Source organism: Nitrincola alkalisediminis (assembly GCF_009821115.1).
Lineage (GTDB): Bacteria > Pseudomonadota > Gammaproteobacteria > Pseudomonadales > Balneatricaceae > Nitrincola > Nitrincola alkalisediminis.
This window is the reverse complement of the sequence record NZ_VYTY01000009.1, coordinates 76,841-93,270: the sequence shown is the minus strand read 5'-3', so window position 1 is coordinate 93,270 and position 16,430 is coordinate 76,841. Positions and strand designations below refer to the sequence as shown.

The window sequence follows — 16,430 nt, the reverse complement described above, 5'->3', positions numbered from 1 at the left end:
CATGTATAAAAATCGTGGGGTTAGGGGCTTTACACTCATAGAGTTATTGGTAGTTCTTGCGGTGTTGGCGCTGTTGGCCGGTTTGGTTGGACCGCGTGTTTTAAATCAGCTAGGGGGGGCAAAGAGTAATACGGCACTGGTGCAAATTCGTGATTTGGAGCAGGCAGTTGAGTTGTTTATGCTGGATGTTGGGCGTTTTCCGTCGAGTGAAGAGGGATTAAATGCCTTGGTGGTGAATCCAGGTGCTAACGGCTGGAAGGGGCCGTATTTACGACGCAATCAAGTGCCTAAAGATCCTTGGAATCGAGAGTATGTGTATCGTTCGCCAGGTGAGTATGGCCCTTACGACATTTTTTCGTACGGGGCGGATGGGCGCTTAGGGGGTGAGGGTGAAAATGCCGTGGTTGGGAACTGGAATTAAGTCCCATGTCGCTCACACAGCCTAAACCAACGCAAGGTTTTACATTGCTTGAGTTATTGGTGGTGCTGGTGATTTTAACCGGTGTTGTCGGTATTTCGTCGCCTTATATGATGCGTTTGTACGAGACGGTTCGCTTTCAACGTTTTGTCAAAGACATGCAGCAATCTTTATTGGAAGTTCGGCACGCCGCGATGATGTCGGGTGAGGTGCGTCGTTTTTATTTTTCATATGAATCACAACGCTTTGGTGACACTGATGCGCTGACGCAACAGATACCTAAAGCCTTTAAGGTCGATATGATCGCAGCGGCTGAAATTCAAGAGGGGGCTGTTGGGGTGATCGATTTTTACCCTGCTGGCGGCTCGTCTGGAGGGAGTTTAGAGATTCGACAAGACGAGCGCTCTGCACGTGTGCGAGTGGATTGGCTCTTGGGTCGTGTGACATTGGAACCGCTGTTGAATGAATCATAAGCAGATGGGGAGTCCTCTAGCACCGAACTATTCCCCCTCTCGGGATTTAGGCTTTTCGTTGCTGGAAATGTTAGTGGCCTTGGTGATCCTCAGTATTTCTCTGGCCGCCTTGTATCAGAGTGCGGGATTATCGTCTCGGATAGTGGTGGCCGAAGAGCGTCGAGTGAAAGGTTTGTTAATTGCTGAGTCTGTGTTGGAGGGCGTTCAGATGGAGAGTGATCGTCAACCGCGTTCGGGTGTTGTAGATGATTTCGCATGGAGTCTTCGCTTGTATGCCTTACCGGATCATCCTTTGCAACAAACCATCCCGATGGCATTGGTTGAAGTTGATGTATCCTGGCCATCTTTGTTCCGCCACGGATCCGTGCAGCTCCACAGTTTTGTCGTGCTTGGACGGGAGTAGCCAAATGCACCTCACACGTCGACGTATCCAAGTAGGCTTTACGTTATTAGAGGTGTTGGTTTCGCTGGTTCTTTTATCGCTGATAATGACGGTCAGTGTAAGTGCTTTGTTTACGCTCAATCAATCATCAAAACGCATTAACCAAACTTCCACTTCGCTTGATGAAATGCGCTTGGTATCGGCGTTTATGCGTGAAAAATTAACATTGGCTCAATTCCCACGAGGCAATGCTTCGCTTTTTCAGTCGTCCTTACCTTTGACAGGAGAGAGTGATTCTCTTGTTTTATTGAGTGTAATGCGAGCACACCAAGATCAAGGTGGATTGCATGTGATGCGGTTTCGACTCACCCAAGACAAGGGTTTAGTGTTTGAATGGTTACCCTATGTGCCTCAGCGTGTAGAGATTGACTGGGCACATGCAAATGCATTGAGCCTATTGCCCCAGGTAAAACGTTTCAATCTTCTTTATGAAGATGCAGATGGGCAGGTGTCATCCCAATGGCATAGTTTGGAGAAACTGCCAACCTTTATTACGGTTTCAATTGAGGAGCCTGAACGGAGTTGGCCTGCCATTCGTGTTCGCGTCCTGGGTGCTTATGGTTAGGTTTCCATTAATATTTGGCATTCGTAAGGACGAGGGCGTTGTGTTGCCCATGATGTTATGGCTAATCTTGGCCTTATCCTTGATAGTGGCCGGGATTGCAGCTGTCGCAAAGATGGATGCGCGCGTGGTGAGTCATCATTTAGCCAGTATTCAGGCGTTCCAGTTGGCAAAGGGTGCTGTTCATTTGGCCATGCGTGATCTGCAGCTTGCCCGGGAAACGGGCGAGCATCAGGGGCGTGGAGTCTTTGTTGTGCAGTATCAATTTAACCAATCTCAGTTGACCGTGACGGTTATGCCAGTAACCGGTTTGATGAATGCAAATCGTGCATCGGAGGCACTTTTATCCTTGGTTTTTCGACAGGCTCTGCAAATGGAGACAGAGGCGGCAGACGCATTGGCCACTCGATGGGTTGCTTGGCGTGCACCTTCAGACGACAATATGAGCGATGAACAGGATTTAGGTGGACGCCGCTTTGAAGTAATAGAGGATCTGCGTCAAGTGGTGGGTATTCAGTTTGATCAATATGCGCGACTTAAAGAACTTGTAAGTGTAATACCCTCTAACCACTCGGGCATTGATCCTGTTGCAGCACCTGCAACACTGTTATTGGCATTATTAGAGGGAGATGAGACCCAGTTTGAACGCTTGATGAGTCTTCGTGAAAATGATGCGCTGGATCATCAGCCGTTTGATTCGATTGAATCTCAGTTCTTAACATCCGCCAGTTCGCGTGGGTATCGTGTTGATGTTAGGATAGAAAAACAGACGGTGTTCATGCATCGGTTTTGGGTGATGCTAGACAGCTATGATGAAAAACAACCCTGGCGGATCGTGTCTTTTTAATAGGATGAAAACTCTACGTGCTTAAACTCGAACCCAAGTTATTTGGTCTTGATTTATCACATTCAGGGCGTTGGCTGCGTCATTGGAATGCACGGGTATGGTGGCAGCAAGATGCGTGGATGCGCGCCTATTTAGATGTGCCTGTGTTGTTGCAAGATCCAGAACATCAGACGCACTATTGGGTCATTAAAGGCGCGGCAATCCCCGCACCCTTGCCGATGCCTAAAAATCCTGTGGAAGGTATTTTACTCCCTGAAGAGGTGTGCTTGGTGAAGCGCCTGCACTATCCCCGCCATCTGCAGGGAGAGTTGGATTCAATCATTGAGAATGAGCTGAAATACTCAAGTCCTTTTCTCGAAGAAGATACCTGTTGGACCTACCGTATAACGCAAACAGACAAGACGTTTACCTTGACGCTTGTGATGGCATCGATTGCGCAAATACACGCCTTTTATTTAGATCGCACAGTTTCAAGGACGTCTAATCACGAAGTTTGGTGTCAGGTTGACGGCCATTTTTTATGTTTTTCTCATTTCAAACACCCTGAGCGAGAGCGTCAATATCAAAAGCGCGTAAGCACGTTTAAGGCATGTGGTGTTTATATTTTAGTGATGTTGGTGTTACTTCCACTCCTGCCGTTGGGAGTCAAGCACAAACAGTTGCAGCGAATTGAAGGTCAAGCGCAGTTATTTCAAGCTCAGGCGCAGGGCAGTATTGCAGCGCGTAATCAGATGCTGGCCTATCAAGCGGGTTTAGCAGAAGTGAGTGCCATGGATGTGACGCTTCCTGCTCCCTTATTTCATTTGAGTGAGCTTTCGCGTTTATTGGACGATAGCGTGTGGCTGACCCACATTGAATTGACGGCATCGGGTATTCGCATAGAAGGCCGTGCACCCGATGCTTCGAGAGTCATGGCGTTGTTATCCGCCAGCGAAACTTATGCGCAGGTGAGAGCTCCATCTCCTATTGTGCGTGATAATGCTGGGTATGAGCGGTTTTTACTGGATGTTGCTCCAAGGAGTGGCCTTTGAACTGGAATGTATCGAATATACAACGGCTGGGTCTATTGAGCACGATTGGGGTGCTGCTTGTGCTTGTCTACGCAGTGTATGTCTCGGGTGTTTATGCGGTCTATAAAGCATATGGCGATCAAATACATACAGTCTCCGAACGTGTTGCCCGTTTGCAAGGCTTCGTTGAGGCAGGGCCATTAATTGAAGCACAGACACATGAGACTGAGCGCTTCATGCACAGTCTTGTTTACCCGCGTACCGTTGATGATTTGAATGTTGCCGCTCAGTTACAGCAAAAAGTACGCGCGGTTTTTCAAGCGGTTGAAGGGGATATTTTGGGTGTTCAGATTATGCCAACCCAGGCGTTGGGTGGTTTTGAGCAGGTTCGTGTGCATATTCGTGCTGAGCTCGATATAGAGGGGCTGGAGACCTTATTAAAGCGCTTAGAAGAAGAGTCGCCAAAAATTTGGATTGAGTCTTTGGCTGTTCAACCGATGGGAGCCAATCGTTCAGGGAATCGGTTGACTGTGCAAATACGTTTTGTGTCTTTACGGTGGTTAGCATGAGGCATCCTCTACTAAACGTTACGTTTACTGTGTGCTTTGCATTGACGTTAGGCTTGGTTGGGTTGGCAGGCTTTCAATGGCAGGCATTGCATAAAATGACTTTACCTGAGGCACAGCTACCGAGCTTTCCTAAGGCGGTTGATTTGAGTCCTCAAAGATCAACCCTGCCCTCAAATACGTTAACGATACGGCCTTTGTTTTGGCCCCGTCCTGAATCTGTGACGGTCGAGATCGAAGAAGTCCCTGTGTTTCTGCCAGCACCTGAGGTCTTGTTGACAGCCGATTTTTTAGATGGATTCATCCTTAGAGGCGTTTTTCAGAATGCAGAATACTCAGGTGTGATTTATGAGTATGAAAAAATGTCGGGGCGTCTCAGAGTGGGTGAACATATAGGTGATTGGGAGTTGTTGCATGTGGATGAGAGAGGGGCCATGTTTGGTTCAATGCCTGCTCTATCTGACCCGCTTAACACGCCCTTAAACCATTTTGTTGAACTGCCTTATTTTATCGGAGAAGGCCGTTTTCCGGCCACAAATCTTGACCCAAGTCAGCAAACACTCAAATGATTTCAGTGTTATTTGCGCTATTCACCAGCCCGTCTTACGCTTAAAACGAATCATTAGATGATTTTAATGTAGTGACATCTAGTGAAGATGTGTCAACGCATTCGCACGCAAGAAAAATAAAACGATGTCACAAGATCAGATAAGAGAAGGGAGGTTGAGCCCTTCCTGAGGAGTCGTTATGAATAGCGTGACTGCTTTTTATCGTTTCATCTGCAGCAAAATGCATCGGTCTGTGTTGAGTGTACTTCTGATCATTTTGGTGTTGATGAGCGCCCCAGTGAATGCACAGTTTTCAGGCGGAGATGGAACTGAAGCCAATCCGTATTTAGTTGCCACGGCATCTGATCTTAATCAGGTCAGGAATCATTTAAGTGCACATTTTCGCCAGATAAGTGATATTAATCTCTCGGGACAGTCTTGGTCTGCTATTGGCAGTTCTCATGTCAATGAGCGTTTTAGCGGTGTATATGACGGTGGCGGTAATCGTATTCTTGGATTAACCCTGCAACGGCCCAATGAACACTATCAAGGCTTGTTTGGTTATATTAGCGGCGGCAGCGTTAAGAATTTACATTTACAGAATGTCTCGATTCAAGCCAGGAGTTATGCAGGGGCATTGGTCGGTTATGCGACTCAATGTGTTATGGAAAACGTGTCTGTATCGGCCACCAATGTGAGTGGATATATGTATGTCGGTGGTTTGGCTGGTTGGCTTTATGCGTGTCAGGTTCGATCAGCGGAGTCTGATGGAGTTGTGTCTGGCTATCAAACAGTGGGCGGTTTAGCGGGCATTACTCAAAGCACAACTCTGCGGTATGGAAGCGCAAGAGGGCAGGTGTTGGGCAGTCACTCGTATGCGGGTGGCTTGTTAGGCCAGCAACAATCAGGCGCTACATTCGACAGTTTTAGTCATGCGCAGGTTAGTGGGGGCAATATTGTCGGTGGACTCATTGCAATGGCCTATGGTGGAGGAGCTGCGATAGTCAAGTCATACAGTGCTGGATCAATTGATTCCGAGGGCGATGATTTAGGTGGGTTGATTGCTCAGCGTGTTGCTTTGTATGGTGTTCCAGTCGTGGTTGATTCGTTTTGGAATCAAGAGACTGCGGGCGTCAATAACAGTGATGGCGGTGTTGCAAAGTCCACCCTGCAAATGCAGCAGGCTGAAACCTTTATCAATTTTAATTTCCGCACTGTGTGGTCAATGCAAGGCGAGTCTTACCCCACTTTTCAGAGTTTACGTCAGTACTCACAACCTGAGCGCGTACTGTTAGAGTCCTTGCAAGGTCAGGGGACAGCGGAGTCACCCTATTTGATTTACAGCGCTGGCGAGTTAAATGCGATGCGTATGAATCCCAGTGCACATTATCAATTAATGAACGAAATCAACTTGATTGACAGTGTTGTGTGGGAATACGGTGCGGGTTGGTTACCTATTGGCTCTTCCGATGCACCTTTTGTTGGAGTACTGGACGGGGCTGGTCATGCCATTCGTAATCTAGTGATTAATCGTCCTACATCTCATGTCCAAGGTTTGCTTGGTCAGACTGCCGAAGGTGCGGTGGTGACTAACCTAAGTGTGTTAGATGCGAATGTGTATGGCGGTGATGAGGTCGGCATCTTAGTGGGGCGCGCAGTTGGTGTCGATATTGACAGGGCTGTTGTCAGTGGCGAAGTCTCCGGACGTAACCAAGTGGGTGGTGTTTCGGGTCGGATTTATTCAAACAGTCGTCTCGTATATGTTGGCAGTGATGTGTCCGCTAAAGGGTTTAATCATGTTGGAGGGTTTGCAGGGGTAACTCATAATATCTCTATGATTTACACCTACAGTCAGGGGGCCGTTCGTGGAGATCAGAATGTCGGTGGCTTATTGGGGCAATTACAAGGTGGTTTGACCGCTGATAGCTATAGCTCTTCGGATGTGAAAGGCCTGCAACAGGTCGGTGGCCTAATGGGGTCAACCTATGGGGGAGGTTCCCTTGTCTTTAGAACCTACAGTAATGGCTCTGTTATGGGCGACCCAGCACACAGTGAGACAACCGGTGGTTTGATAGGCACACGCATTGCACTCTACGGTGTAGGTGAGGTTGAGGATAGCTATTGGGATATTGAAAAATCCGGTCAAGTCGAGAGTAGCATGGGCATAGGGCGCTCATCGGCTGAAATGTCCATGGCTGAAACATTCCAACGTTTTAATTTTAACTTAGTTTGGATGCTTCCAGATCAGATGAATGCATCCCCTGTCTTTCAGGATTTGTCGGTTTATACTCATCCCGAAGAACGTTCGCTGTCTGATTTGAGTGGCTCAGGCACACGCCTTGATCCGTATTTAATTCACAACCGACATGAGCTCAATGCAATGCGGTTAAATGTAAATGCGCATTATCGCTTAATGGCCAATATCGATCTTGCTGATTCGGTTGTGTGGAACATGGGAGAAGGCTGGTTACCTGTAGGTACTCAGGAGCAGATGTTTGTGGGTTCCTTTGATGGCAACGGATTTGCTTTAGAGAACTTGGTGATTAATCGCCCTGGAAAAAATGATCAAGGGCTCTTTGGTCGTACCAACGAAGGGGCTGAACTCAGCCGCGTATCGTTGAAATCCGTCAATGTATATGGCTCTAGTTACACAGGTGCCCTTGTTGGTCGGGCAAACGCAACGGTTATTCATCGAATTCGAGTCGAGGGTGATCTTTCAGGACGTCATTCTGTGGGTGGTATCGCGGGTGAAATGACCCAAAATGTCAGTGTCGCTAATGTCCGTTCTCAGGTGAGGGTGCGTGGTTACAATTATATAGGCGGCCTTGTCGGCAACAGTGGTAGTACTCATGTTCGTATGGCGTTTTCAACTGGTGAATTGTCGGGTGCGGCATACGTGGGTGGACTTCAGGGGATGCAAAGCGGGGGACTCACTGAAGACAGCTATAGTCATGCCCGAGTTCGCGGGGCAGGTTACATTGGAGGGCTTTTAGGCTCAATTAACTCAGGTTCGGCTCAATTAAGACGTGCCTACAGTGCGGGTCAGGTCTTGGCACTCAACGAGGCATCTGTGCAAGTGGGTGGTTTGGTCGGCGCATCAGGGTGTTTTTATGGTTGCCCAGTCGTTAGTGATAGTTATTGGGATACAGAGTCATCAACTGTGTCAGTCAGTGCGGGTGGGACAGGTTATTCGACTGCCGCAATGACTTGGCCTTATGCCCAAGGGGTTTATCAAGGATGGGATTTTAGCAAAACCTGGCGCAATGACGTGAAACAGGCCGCTCAGGGGTATCCGTATTTGCGTGATCCAGACCAACAGCGTTCAAGACGCGGTGGGTTACCCGTTTGGTTGCTCATTCAGTAGTGTGTGATGTGTAGGTGTACGCCTCTTCTATCGGTTCGTTTGTGTAGAAGAGGCGTTTCTTTTTATTTGTTAAAACATCCCACGACTAAGGGCGAAGCCGTTTAGTCGTGGCAGTTCATGAAGCATTTCGATACACTCTTGCTGTTGATGCTTTAGGATTAAAGCGGCTCAATGTTCATTCGGGCAAATATTCAGGGTAATAGTGAAGTTAATGGCTAGGAATACGTCTATTTGGGTCCCTATTCTTGGGAGTTTTTTCTTAAGTGCTTGCCAATCACCAACACTTAAACCGGTTTCTGATCCAGTACCTGTACTCATGACAGAGCCAGTGTTGATGTCACCGAGTCAAGAGGGACGTTATTCCACGAGTTCTGATAAAGAGTCTGAATCAATTACGCCAACCCTTCCACAGTTATACAAAGGCAATGATCAGGTCGTCCGAGCGCCATCGTCATCAGAGCCTGTGCGTTTTTTTGGCGAAGATGTCAGCTTGAGTTTTGAAGAGGCACCCATTACCCAAGTGGTGCATATTATTCTCGGTGAGATTCTCAAGCTGGATTATGTAATCGAACATCCATTATCCGGCAATATCACGATTCGAACGCGCTCTCCAATTCCTCAAGATCAGTTGTTATCGACACTGGAGTCCTTGTTGCAGGCCAATGGCGCTGTCATGATTCGTGACAATAATGGTCGTTATTTTGTTGGAGCGGGCGCTTCCATGTCGAGCTTAATGCCAGGCATTGCCTCCGCGAACGAGCGCAATGCAGGCTATTCAAATGTGGTTATCCCTTTGCGCTTTATTGGCGCACAGGAAATGGCCGATATTTTAGGGCCCGTTGCAAGTGACTCTGCATTTGTGCGCGTTGATCCCCGCCGTAATCTTTTGATTTTGGCGGGAACTCGCCAACAGCTCGATGGTTGGCTCGAGATTATTTCGACTTTCGATATTGATCTACTAAAAGGTATGTCGGTCGGCGTGTTTCCGCTCCAATATGCGCCAGTTCAAGAGGCGTTCACCATGCTGCAGGCGCTGATGGGCGAGGAAGTGCTGGGAGATGGGAATATTTCGAGCTTGGTTCGCGTTATTCCGGTAGAGCGTTTAAATAGTTTATTGGTGGTTACCCCCAGATCACATTATCTGGAGCAGGTGAAGGTGTGGATGGAGCGCTTAGATCAGCCGCCCGATCATTTGTTTGAGCAGCAACTGTTTGTCTATCCGGTGCAAAATGGCTCGGCCGGGTATCTCGCATCTCTGATGAGTAAGCTCTTTTCGCCGTCGCCGGGAAGTGCTGAGATGACTGATGCGGGGGTGGCCCCTAATCTCACCGCGTCACGTATTTCTTCAGGAGCAACACCTCCCTCATCAAATCCGATATCGAGCGGTAGTACGACAGGTAGCTCAAGCGCGAGTGCGCAAACGGCATTGCCTGCGTCTACTGGGCCGACCTCGACCAACTACGATTTAGCACAGAATGTTCGAATTGTTGCGGATGAACAAAGCAATGCTTTATTGATTTATGCCAATCGCCGCGAATTTCGAAAAATTGAAGCGGCTTTGAAAAAGTTAGACATTGCGCCGTCTCAGGTGTTGATTGAGGCAAGTATCATTGAAGTTTCTCTAAATGATGAGCTGCGCTATGGTTTAGAGTGGTTTTTGCAAGAAAGCTTAGGCAGTGGCTGGCGAGGCAACGCATTGTTGAATTTATCGGATGATCCTATTGGGCCAAGAGTGCCTGGGTTTTCCTTCACCGTCACAAATCCGGCAGGTGCGATTCGTGCGGTGATTAATGCCTTGGCAGAGAAATCCTTAGTCAATGTGATTTCAACACCATCGGTCTTGGTACTGGACAATCATACGGCAACGATTCAAGTAGGCAATCAGCAGCCAATACGTTCAGCGCAGACGGTGACGGATGGTGGAACCATCACCTCGTCAATTCAGTATAAAGATACGGGTGTGATGCTGTCAGTGACACCATCGGTGAATGCAGGTGGCATGGTCAATATGGAGATCAAGCAGTCAGTCACGGACGTAGGTCAACAAGACAGTGCCACGGGACAGCGCAGTTTCTTAGAGCGTAACATTAACAGTCGAGTGGCCATTCGTTCGGGTGAGACGGTTGTTCTAGGGGGACTGATTCGTGATAACACGTCGAGAACACGTTCTGGCTTGCCTATCTTGCACGATATCCCTGTGATGGGGAACTTGTTTGGTGCAACTGGCAATACGACTAACCGAACTGAGTTGTTGGTCATGATTACTCCGCGTGTACTATCCAATGAGCAAGATCTTCGTGATGTGAGCCGAGAAATGCGCTCGCGAATGTCGGGCTTGGTGTTTGAGTAAGCTTTATTAAGAAGGAGAAGCGATGAGTGCACTGAAATACTCAATGGTCGCCTTAGTGGTTTTAGTGATGGGAGGTGTCGCTTGGCTTTTTAGCCCTGACGATACCGCCCTTAGTCGAGAGGATTCTTCTCGTGTGGTTGATATTGACAAAAATGGACTATACTCAAATCGATCCATGGATTCTGAGAGGTTGTCAGGTGTACTGAGTAGTGGCTCTGCAGAAGCGCCTCGCTTAGAAACCTTAACCCCTTTGTCCCATGCGCGAGTTGAAAGAGTTGACCCAGATGTTCAGTTGGCGGAGTTAGAGCATCATCGCGTTATCCAGCCAAGTGATTCGGCAAGACAAGGTGAGTTTATTGACCCTGATGATGAGTCGTTTCAATACAACCTGACGCGCTCTGAGGCGATTGGTACTTGGATCGATCCAGACGATGAATCGCTACAGCGTACCATTACAGCGCCTGGGCGTGTGGGTGAGTTTATTGACCCTGATGATCTTAGCCTAGAGCGAGAGATTACAAACCCAGGTCATCTCGGGGAAAGGGTGGCGATAGAGTGATGATCGAGCCTTAGATCGTCTATTGTTTGGATTTTGCAATCTTGGTCTATACGAGGTGTGATTAAGAGCAATAACTAAAGGTGTTGACGATGTTAAGTCAGAACGTGTTTGCTCAAGGTTTTTTGAGTCTTCTAATCTTTGCCGTACCATCGCTAAGTTCGGCCAGCCTTTTAAATAGTCTAGACTCATCCAAATGGTTTGTGTGGGCAACAGTGGATGAGCGTGCTTGTGGTGGATCCATCTATCAAGAGTCGATGATTTTTTACATAGATCAGCAGGGAAACCAACTGAATGTGAAAGATGCAGACGGCTATGAATATACGGGTACACTCAATGGGCAGAATTTAACTTGGCAAGGTATGTTTACGGAGGATGAGGGCAGCACCAACATATCGGTTTCGGCGACAATTTCGGATGATTGGATCACTATGGAGGGTAGTTCTCAATTCACATTTACCCCCTTTGTTGGGTTTCCTTGCAGTGGAGGCAGTACCTTTAGCGGCGAGCGTGAGGTAGAAGATACCCCCATCATTGAACCTGAACCTCAACCCATTTATGCACCGTTATCTTCTGAATGGCCTTTGTATTTAGGCGGCAGTGGTCGTGATTTTGCATCTTCTGTGGTTGTTGATGGCAAGGGAAATATTATTATTGCGGGGAATACCCATAGCCAATCCTTTTCATGGGGTGATGGAGATGATTTACGTCAACAAGAAGGCATGTTTGGCAGTCAGTTTGTTGTTAAGTTTGATGATCAAGGGCGTTATGTATGGGGGCGCATTCTTCAGAACTCGGCGTTCACCACAGGGCTTGCCGTTGATTTTCAGCATAATATCCTTGTTATGGGCCTTTATGATCTAGTCAAATTAGATCCTGATGGGGCGGTGCTTTGGACACATTCGCTTAGCGATTGGGGTAACCAAGCCAGGCTGCGCGACGATGCCTCACCCTATGTTGGTTCGGGTCGACGAATCGGAGTCGACATGTTGAACAGAATTATTGTGGGAGGGCGAACAGTGCGCCCAGAGCTTGCGCAGGGGGGATATTTAACAGAGCATCAAGGTGGGTATGATGGCTATATTCAGGTCATCTCTCCCAGTGGCAATCGTTTGTGGTCAACCTATATTGGTGGTTCAAATGATGAGACCATTGAAGGTATCGCAGTGAGTCCAGTCTCAGGCACGATTTATGTCGTTGGCAATACGTCATCAATGGACTGGGTTTCGGGCGGTATGAGTACTGATCTGAAACAGTTTAAACAAGGCGGTATACCAACGAGTCGTATTTTTGGCCAAACCTGTTTTGTTGCGGCACTCAACTCTGAAGGCGAGCATATTTGGTCAACCTATTTGGGAGGGTCACTTTTAGAACAGCCACCTGTTTTCAATGATAGGATTTACTTGTCTGATAACTGCTTAGCCATCGATCTTGATTTAACGAACACGCTCAATATTGTGGGGCTGACCAGAAGTGTTGCGGACGATGGTGCCGGGTGGATGCCCCCTTTGGATGAGCCCAGTGCCAGTATGCTCCGTTTAGAGCCTTCGCCCGATTTTCATCAGGATGGCTTTGCGGTGAAAATGTATGACAATGGCTCTGAATTGCTTTGGGGGACCTATTTAGGGCGGAAAGGAAGTCATATTGTGCCATTGGCGTTGCAGTCTACCTATGCGGGTGATTTGTTTATTGTAGGTGTTACATCTTCAGAGTATTGGACGGTAAGGGGGCGTGATACTGTTTATAATGGTGAGCGTGACGGTTTTTGGTTGCATCTGACATCCGCGGGACACACGCGATCGTCAAGTTATATGGGAGGCTTATTGGATGATGAGGCCTGGTCAATTGCGTTCGATAAGGCTGAAAATCCGATTATAGTTGGTATTACCAACTCTCCATTTTGGCAAGAGGGTAAGGCGTCTCTGCGCCTGAACCCTGATCCATACTATCGAGGTGACTCTGACGCATTTGTTGTTCGATTATTGCCACCTTCTTCTCGTAAACCCAAACCTTTACCACTTTGGCTGCCGGCTATTCTGCGCTAGAGGCATCCGTCACTCACTTCATGGGTAAAGTGACAACTAATCTGATTCTTTGTTGATTGTGTCTGAAACATTACATACCATTTGATCCTATTGAATTTATTAAAACTTTAATGCAAATAAAAATCATTACGACAGGTTGTTTCATTGATGATGCAGCACACAGTGTGTGACGATTCGGTCCTTCTTAAGCAAGGTTGGATTGCAATAAAAGGGCGTTTACCCGTATTAAGAAATATGGGGGTGGTCAACTTCACGGCGCAGTCGCGCTATCAGACCCTAAACTTTACTTTACACCTTTCAAAAACAGGGAGCTTTTTTGAGTTAGTCTATTTACCAACAGATATGACTCTACTCAATTTGGATATATTGCAAGACTCGATAGAGCATGATGCGATCGTGGTGAAATTGCGTCGTGTGCTTTGGCCTGAACGTATGTACTTAATGTCAAAGCGTGTTTGGCCTGCATTTAAAAATATTCATCGCTTTCGGCGTTATCGTGCAGGACTGTTTTGGTACACGCCCTTGCTGTCAATCAACAAGGCCTACCAGATTGCTTCCTGGTTTAGAAATCATTCGCCCAACATAGAGTATGACGAGTGGTTGGGTGACTTCGATGAAGTTACACCTGAAGAAGCCAGAAGTATCATTGCCTATTCAACTCAGCTTCGCAGCAAAGCACCGAAGGTAATTGTTCTTGTAGACGCACGAGAATATGGCGTTTTTCAATTAGAAGATGTGTTGAAAACACTGACTCGACAACTCTATCGACAGTTTGAAACCTGGGTGCTGGTTGCGGATGAGAATCAAAAGGATCAATTTGCCAAGCGTCTGACTGGGGATAGGTTCACTACGGAAGAGGGGCTGCTTACCGAGCTTAAGCAACAACCCAGTTCTGCGTTGGTTTTGTGGTTGGGGAAAGGCGCCTATTTGAGTCAGCATGCGTTAACTTGGTTTATTGACTCAGCGAAGGCGCAACCTGACTTCAGCATGGTTTATAGTGACCATGATGTCTTAAATGAACAAGGTCAAAGAGTGAGCCCGCAATTCAAACCAGACTGGTCATCAACCTTTGCTAAAGTATCGGCGTATCCGGGCAATGTTTTATTGTTTCCCCTTGCACAGGTCACTGATTACCTTCAAGCAGAGCATTACACGTGTTTATCCGCCTACGCGTTGATGCTGAGTGCAGGGTGTCTTTCAAGCGCACCGAAGGTCCTGCATATTCCCTCGGTTTTGTGGAGCCATAATGAGGCCTATTTGACATCCTTCGACGCTCATGTTGAAAAGCCGGTCTTAGAAGAAACATTACGGCTTGAAAAGATCGATGCACGCGTTTCGATCTTGGAGTCTGGCTTTTTTCGGCTTCATTATGAGTTGTTAAAGGCGGATGTGCAGGTTAGCATTATTATTCCTACCCGAAATATGTTACATCTGCTTAAACCTTGTGTTGGGTCGGTTTTAACCAAAACAGAGCGTGTTTCATACGAAATTATCATTGTAGATAATAACTCGGATGAAGAAGACACTTTGTCCTTCATGCATGATTGTCAACAACAATACGAAAATGTGAGAGTTGTGCATTATGCAGATGGGTTTAACTTCTCGGCGATCAATAACTTTGCAGCCTCCTTTGCGAAGGGCGACTATCTGTGCTTATTGAATAACGACACAGAAGTGATTACGCCGAGCTGGTTATTTGAGATGCTGTCGACCCTGCAGGCCGAACCCAATGTAGGTGCCGTGGGAGCAAGGCTATTGTACAGCGATAATCATCTGCAGCATGCGGGTGATTTAATCGGTGGAGGTGGGTGTGCGGATCATTTACACGGTGCAATCGCGTACGATGATCCAGGTTACATGCATCGTGCTGTTTTACCTCAGGATTTGTCAGCGGTGACCGCTGCCTGTGTGTTAACGCCAAAAAGTGTCTTCGAGACTTTAAAAGGATTGGATGCCGAGAACTTATGCGTTGCCTTTAACGATGTGGATTACTGCTTACGAGTGCGTGAAGCCGGTTTACGTGTTTTGTTTACTCCGTATGCAGAGCTTTATCATCATGAGTCTGTGTCTAGGGGCCTTGATAAAAGCCTTAAGCAGAGAAGACGCGGTAAGCGAGAAGCCAACTACATGAGAAAGCGTTGGAAGGACATCATTGGCAATGATCCCTTTTACAATCCGAATTTGAATTATGTGCGTTCGGACTTTTCACTCAACGCTAATCCTCGGGTTAAACGACCATGGGAGTGACGGATAGTAGGGTTGACGCTGTATGCAATATTAAGAATGGACGTTATATTGTTGTTGAAGAAGGCTCAAACCCTTCTTCAGATTTTTTTGTTAAACCCTTACTCACTCGTCTGTCGTTTAAGTTCACGTGTTATCAGCATAGTGATACGCCAAACATCGCTGATATAGAGAATACAATCCTCGTATTTGTTCGTTATATCCCGTCAACGTGGAGATTGTTTGTTGATCAGTATCGTCATCGACTCGCAGGTTTGGTGATCTTTATTGATGATGATTTGTTTGATGGTCGGGTGTTGGCATCTTTATCTTGGGGGTATTTGTCGAAGTGGTATCGTTTGGCTTATCGACATCAGTCTTGGCTGAAACAGCAAAAAGCCGATTTGTGGGTTTCGACCCCTTATCTGTTTGATAAGTACCGTGATTGGTGTGCGCCTGGATGCCAATTAACCTCGATTGATCCAGTATCGCCATACGGGGAGGATGGTGCAGATTCTTTTCTCTCGTCGCCGATCATTTTTTATCATGGTTCACCATCACACAGAGCGGAAATTGATTGGTTACTGCCAGTGTTTGAAAAAGTTCTTCATATGCATCCTCAGGTAACAATTGAGTTAATAGGGGATGATACGTTGAGACGGCGGTGCCTTAAATTCCCTCAGATTCGTGTTTTACATCCTATGTCTTGGTTGTCTTATCAACGTATGTTGAAGGAATCGAAGCGTCTGATAGGGCTGGCTCCCCTGTTAGATACTAAGGTCAATGCCGCTAGAGCACCGACGAAGTACTTTGACATTTCGGCAGCAGGGGCTGTTGGTGTGTATGCAAATAGTCACGTTTATCGTCAATTAGTGACGCATAAGGTCAATGGCCTACTCGTTGAGATGGATCAAGATGCGTGGGTGGAGGCGATTACGTCTTTAATAGACGATGTTCAGCAAAGAAGAGCGCTGTTCATTGAAGCAGGGCGTAGGCAGCTCATTTTGCCAGATATCGTTTAAAAGA

The 16,430-nt window shown here is 47.2% G+C and carries 14 protein-coding genes; all 14 read left to right on the top strand.

Features of this window, described 5'->3' with window-relative positions:
• Position 1 precedes the first annotated feature (1 nt).
• The 14 genes from gspG to F5971_RS14050 all read left to right on the top strand — a co-directional run bounded on the left by gspG (position 2) and on the right by F5971_RS14050 (position 16,426).
• Entirely contained in the window at positions 2-421 is a 420-nt protein-coding gene (gspG, locus tag F5971_RS14115) for a type II secretion system major pseudopilin GspG (RefSeq protein ID WP_081763743.1), read from the top strand.
• A gap of 5 nt (positions 422-426) precedes the next feature.
• Positions 427-891: a prepilin-type N-terminal cleavage/methylation domain-containing protein gene (locus tag F5971_RS14110; RefSeq protein WP_036508784.1), complete on the top strand. Its 465-nt coding sequence runs from the start codon at positions 427-429 to the stop codon at positions 889-891.
• Positions 881-1,294 carry a type IV pilus modification PilV family protein gene (locus tag F5971_RS14105; protein ID WP_223116334.1) on the top strand — a complete coding sequence of 138 codons (414 nt, stop codon included), beginning with the start codon at positions 881-883 and terminating at the stop codon, positions 1,292-1,294. The genes F5971_RS14110 and F5971_RS14105 overlap by 11 nt, the downstream gene beginning before the upstream one ends.
• 4 nt (positions 1,295-1,298) lie before the next feature.
• Entirely contained in the window at positions 1,299-1,898 is a 600-nt protein-coding gene (locus F5971_RS14100) for a prepilin-type N-terminal cleavage/methylation domain-containing protein (protein ID WP_193495541.1), read from the top strand.
• 49 nt (positions 1,899-1,947) lie between these two features.
• Entirely contained in the window at positions 1,948-2,742 is a 795-nt protein-coding gene (locus F5971_RS14095; RefSeq protein ID WP_193495538.1) for a type II secretion system protein GspK, read from the top strand.
• Positions 2,743-2,759: 17 nt separating this feature from the next.
• Positions 2,760-3,773, top strand: coding sequence for a PilN domain-containing protein (locus tag F5971_RS14090; protein WP_193495536.1), 1,014 nt, complete (start codon positions 2,760-2,762; stop codon positions 3,771-3,773).
• On the top strand, positions 3,770-4,321 hold the full coding sequence (gspM, locus tag F5971_RS14085) for a type II secretion system protein GspM (RefSeq protein ID WP_193495533.1): 552 nt from the start codon (positions 3,770-3,772) through the stop codon (positions 4,319-4,321). Before F5971_RS14090 ends, gspM begins: the two co-directional genes overlap by 4 nt.
• A complete protein-coding gene (locus F5971_RS14080) occupies positions 4,318-4,887 on the top strand; it encodes a hypothetical protein (RefSeq protein ID WP_193495530.1) in 570 nt (189 codons plus the stop codon). Before gspM ends, F5971_RS14080 begins: the two co-directional genes overlap by 4 nt.
• Positions 4,888-5,065: 178 nt before the next feature.
• Entirely contained in the window at positions 5,066-8,230 is a 3,165-nt protein-coding gene (locus F5971_RS14075; RefSeq protein WP_193495528.1) for a M26 family metallopeptidase, read from the top strand.
• 211 nt (positions 8,231-8,441) lie between these two features.
• A complete protein-coding gene (gspD, locus tag F5971_RS14070; protein ID WP_193495526.1) occupies positions 8,442-10,580 on the top strand; it encodes a type II secretion system secretin GspD in 2,139 nt (712 codons plus the stop codon).
• 22 nt (positions 10,581-10,602) lie between these two features.
• A complete protein-coding gene (locus F5971_RS14065; RefSeq protein WP_036508813.1) occupies positions 10,603-11,139 on the top strand; it encodes a hypothetical protein in 537 nt (178 codons plus the stop codon).
• 89 nt (positions 11,140-11,228) lie between these two features.
• Positions 11,229-13,181: an SBBP repeat-containing protein gene (locus tag F5971_RS14060; protein WP_193495523.1), complete on the top strand. Its 1,953-nt coding sequence runs from the start codon at positions 11,229-11,231 to the stop codon at positions 13,179-13,181.
• A 147-nt stretch (positions 13,182-13,328) separates the two neighbouring features.
• Positions 13,329-15,428 (top strand): glycosyltransferase family 2 protein, encoded by a 2,100-nt coding sequence (locus F5971_RS14055; protein ID WP_193495521.1) that lies wholly within the window; start codon positions 13,329-13,331, stop codon positions 15,426-15,428.
• Positions 15,419-16,426: a glycosyltransferase gene (locus F5971_RS14050; RefSeq protein WP_193495518.1), complete on the top strand. Its 1,008-nt coding sequence runs from the start codon at positions 15,419-15,421 to the stop codon at positions 16,424-16,426. Before F5971_RS14055 ends, F5971_RS14050 begins: the two co-directional genes overlap by 10 nt.
• Positions 16,427-16,430 lie beyond the last annotated feature (4 nt).

Excerpts from the sequence above, each read along its gene's own strand:
- F5971_RS14060 (WP_193495523.1), top strand. The coding sequence starts at position 11,229 with ATGTTAAGTCAGAACGTGTTTGCTCAAGGTTTTTTGAGTCTTCTAATC.
- gspG (WP_081763743.1), top strand. The coding sequence starts at position 2 with ATGTATAAAAATCGTGGGGTTAGGGGCTTTACACTCATAGAGTTATTG.
- gspD (WP_193495526.1), top strand. The coding sequence starts at position 8,442 with ATGGCTAGGAATACGTCTATTTGGGTCCCTATTCTTGGGAGTTTTTTC.
- F5971_RS14065 (WP_036508813.1), top strand. The coding sequence starts at position 10,603 with ATGAGTGCACTGAAATACTCAATGGTCGCCTTAGTGGTTTTAGTGATG.
- F5971_RS14105 (WP_223116334.1), top strand. The coding sequence starts at position 881 with ATGAATCATAAGCAGATGGGGAGTCCTCTAGCACCGAACTATTCCCCC.
- F5971_RS14110 (WP_036508784.1), top strand. The coding sequence starts at position 427 with ATGTCGCTCACACAGCCTAAACCAACGCAAGGTTTTACATTGCTTGAG.
- F5971_RS14050 (WP_193495518.1), top strand. The coding sequence starts at position 15,419 with ATGGGAGTGACGGATAGTAGGGTTGACGCTGTATGCAATATTAAGAAT.
- F5971_RS14095 (WP_193495538.1), top strand. The coding sequence starts at position 1,948 with ATGATGTTATGGCTAATCTTGGCCTTATCCTTGATAGTGGCCGGGATT.
- F5971_RS14080 (WP_193495530.1), top strand. The coding sequence starts at position 4,318 with ATGAGGCATCCTCTACTAAACGTTACGTTTACTGTGTGCTTTGCATTG.
- F5971_RS14075 (WP_193495528.1), top strand. The coding sequence starts at position 5,066 with ATGAATAGCGTGACTGCTTTTTATCGTTTCATCTGCAGCAAAATGCAT.
- F5971_RS14100 (WP_193495541.1), top strand. The coding sequence starts at position 1,299 with ATGCACCTCACACGTCGACGTATCCAAGTAGGCTTTACGTTATTAGAG.
- F5971_RS14055 (WP_193495521.1), top strand. The coding sequence starts at position 13,329 with ATGATGCAGCACACAGTGTGTGACGATTCGGTCCTTCTTAAGCAAGGT.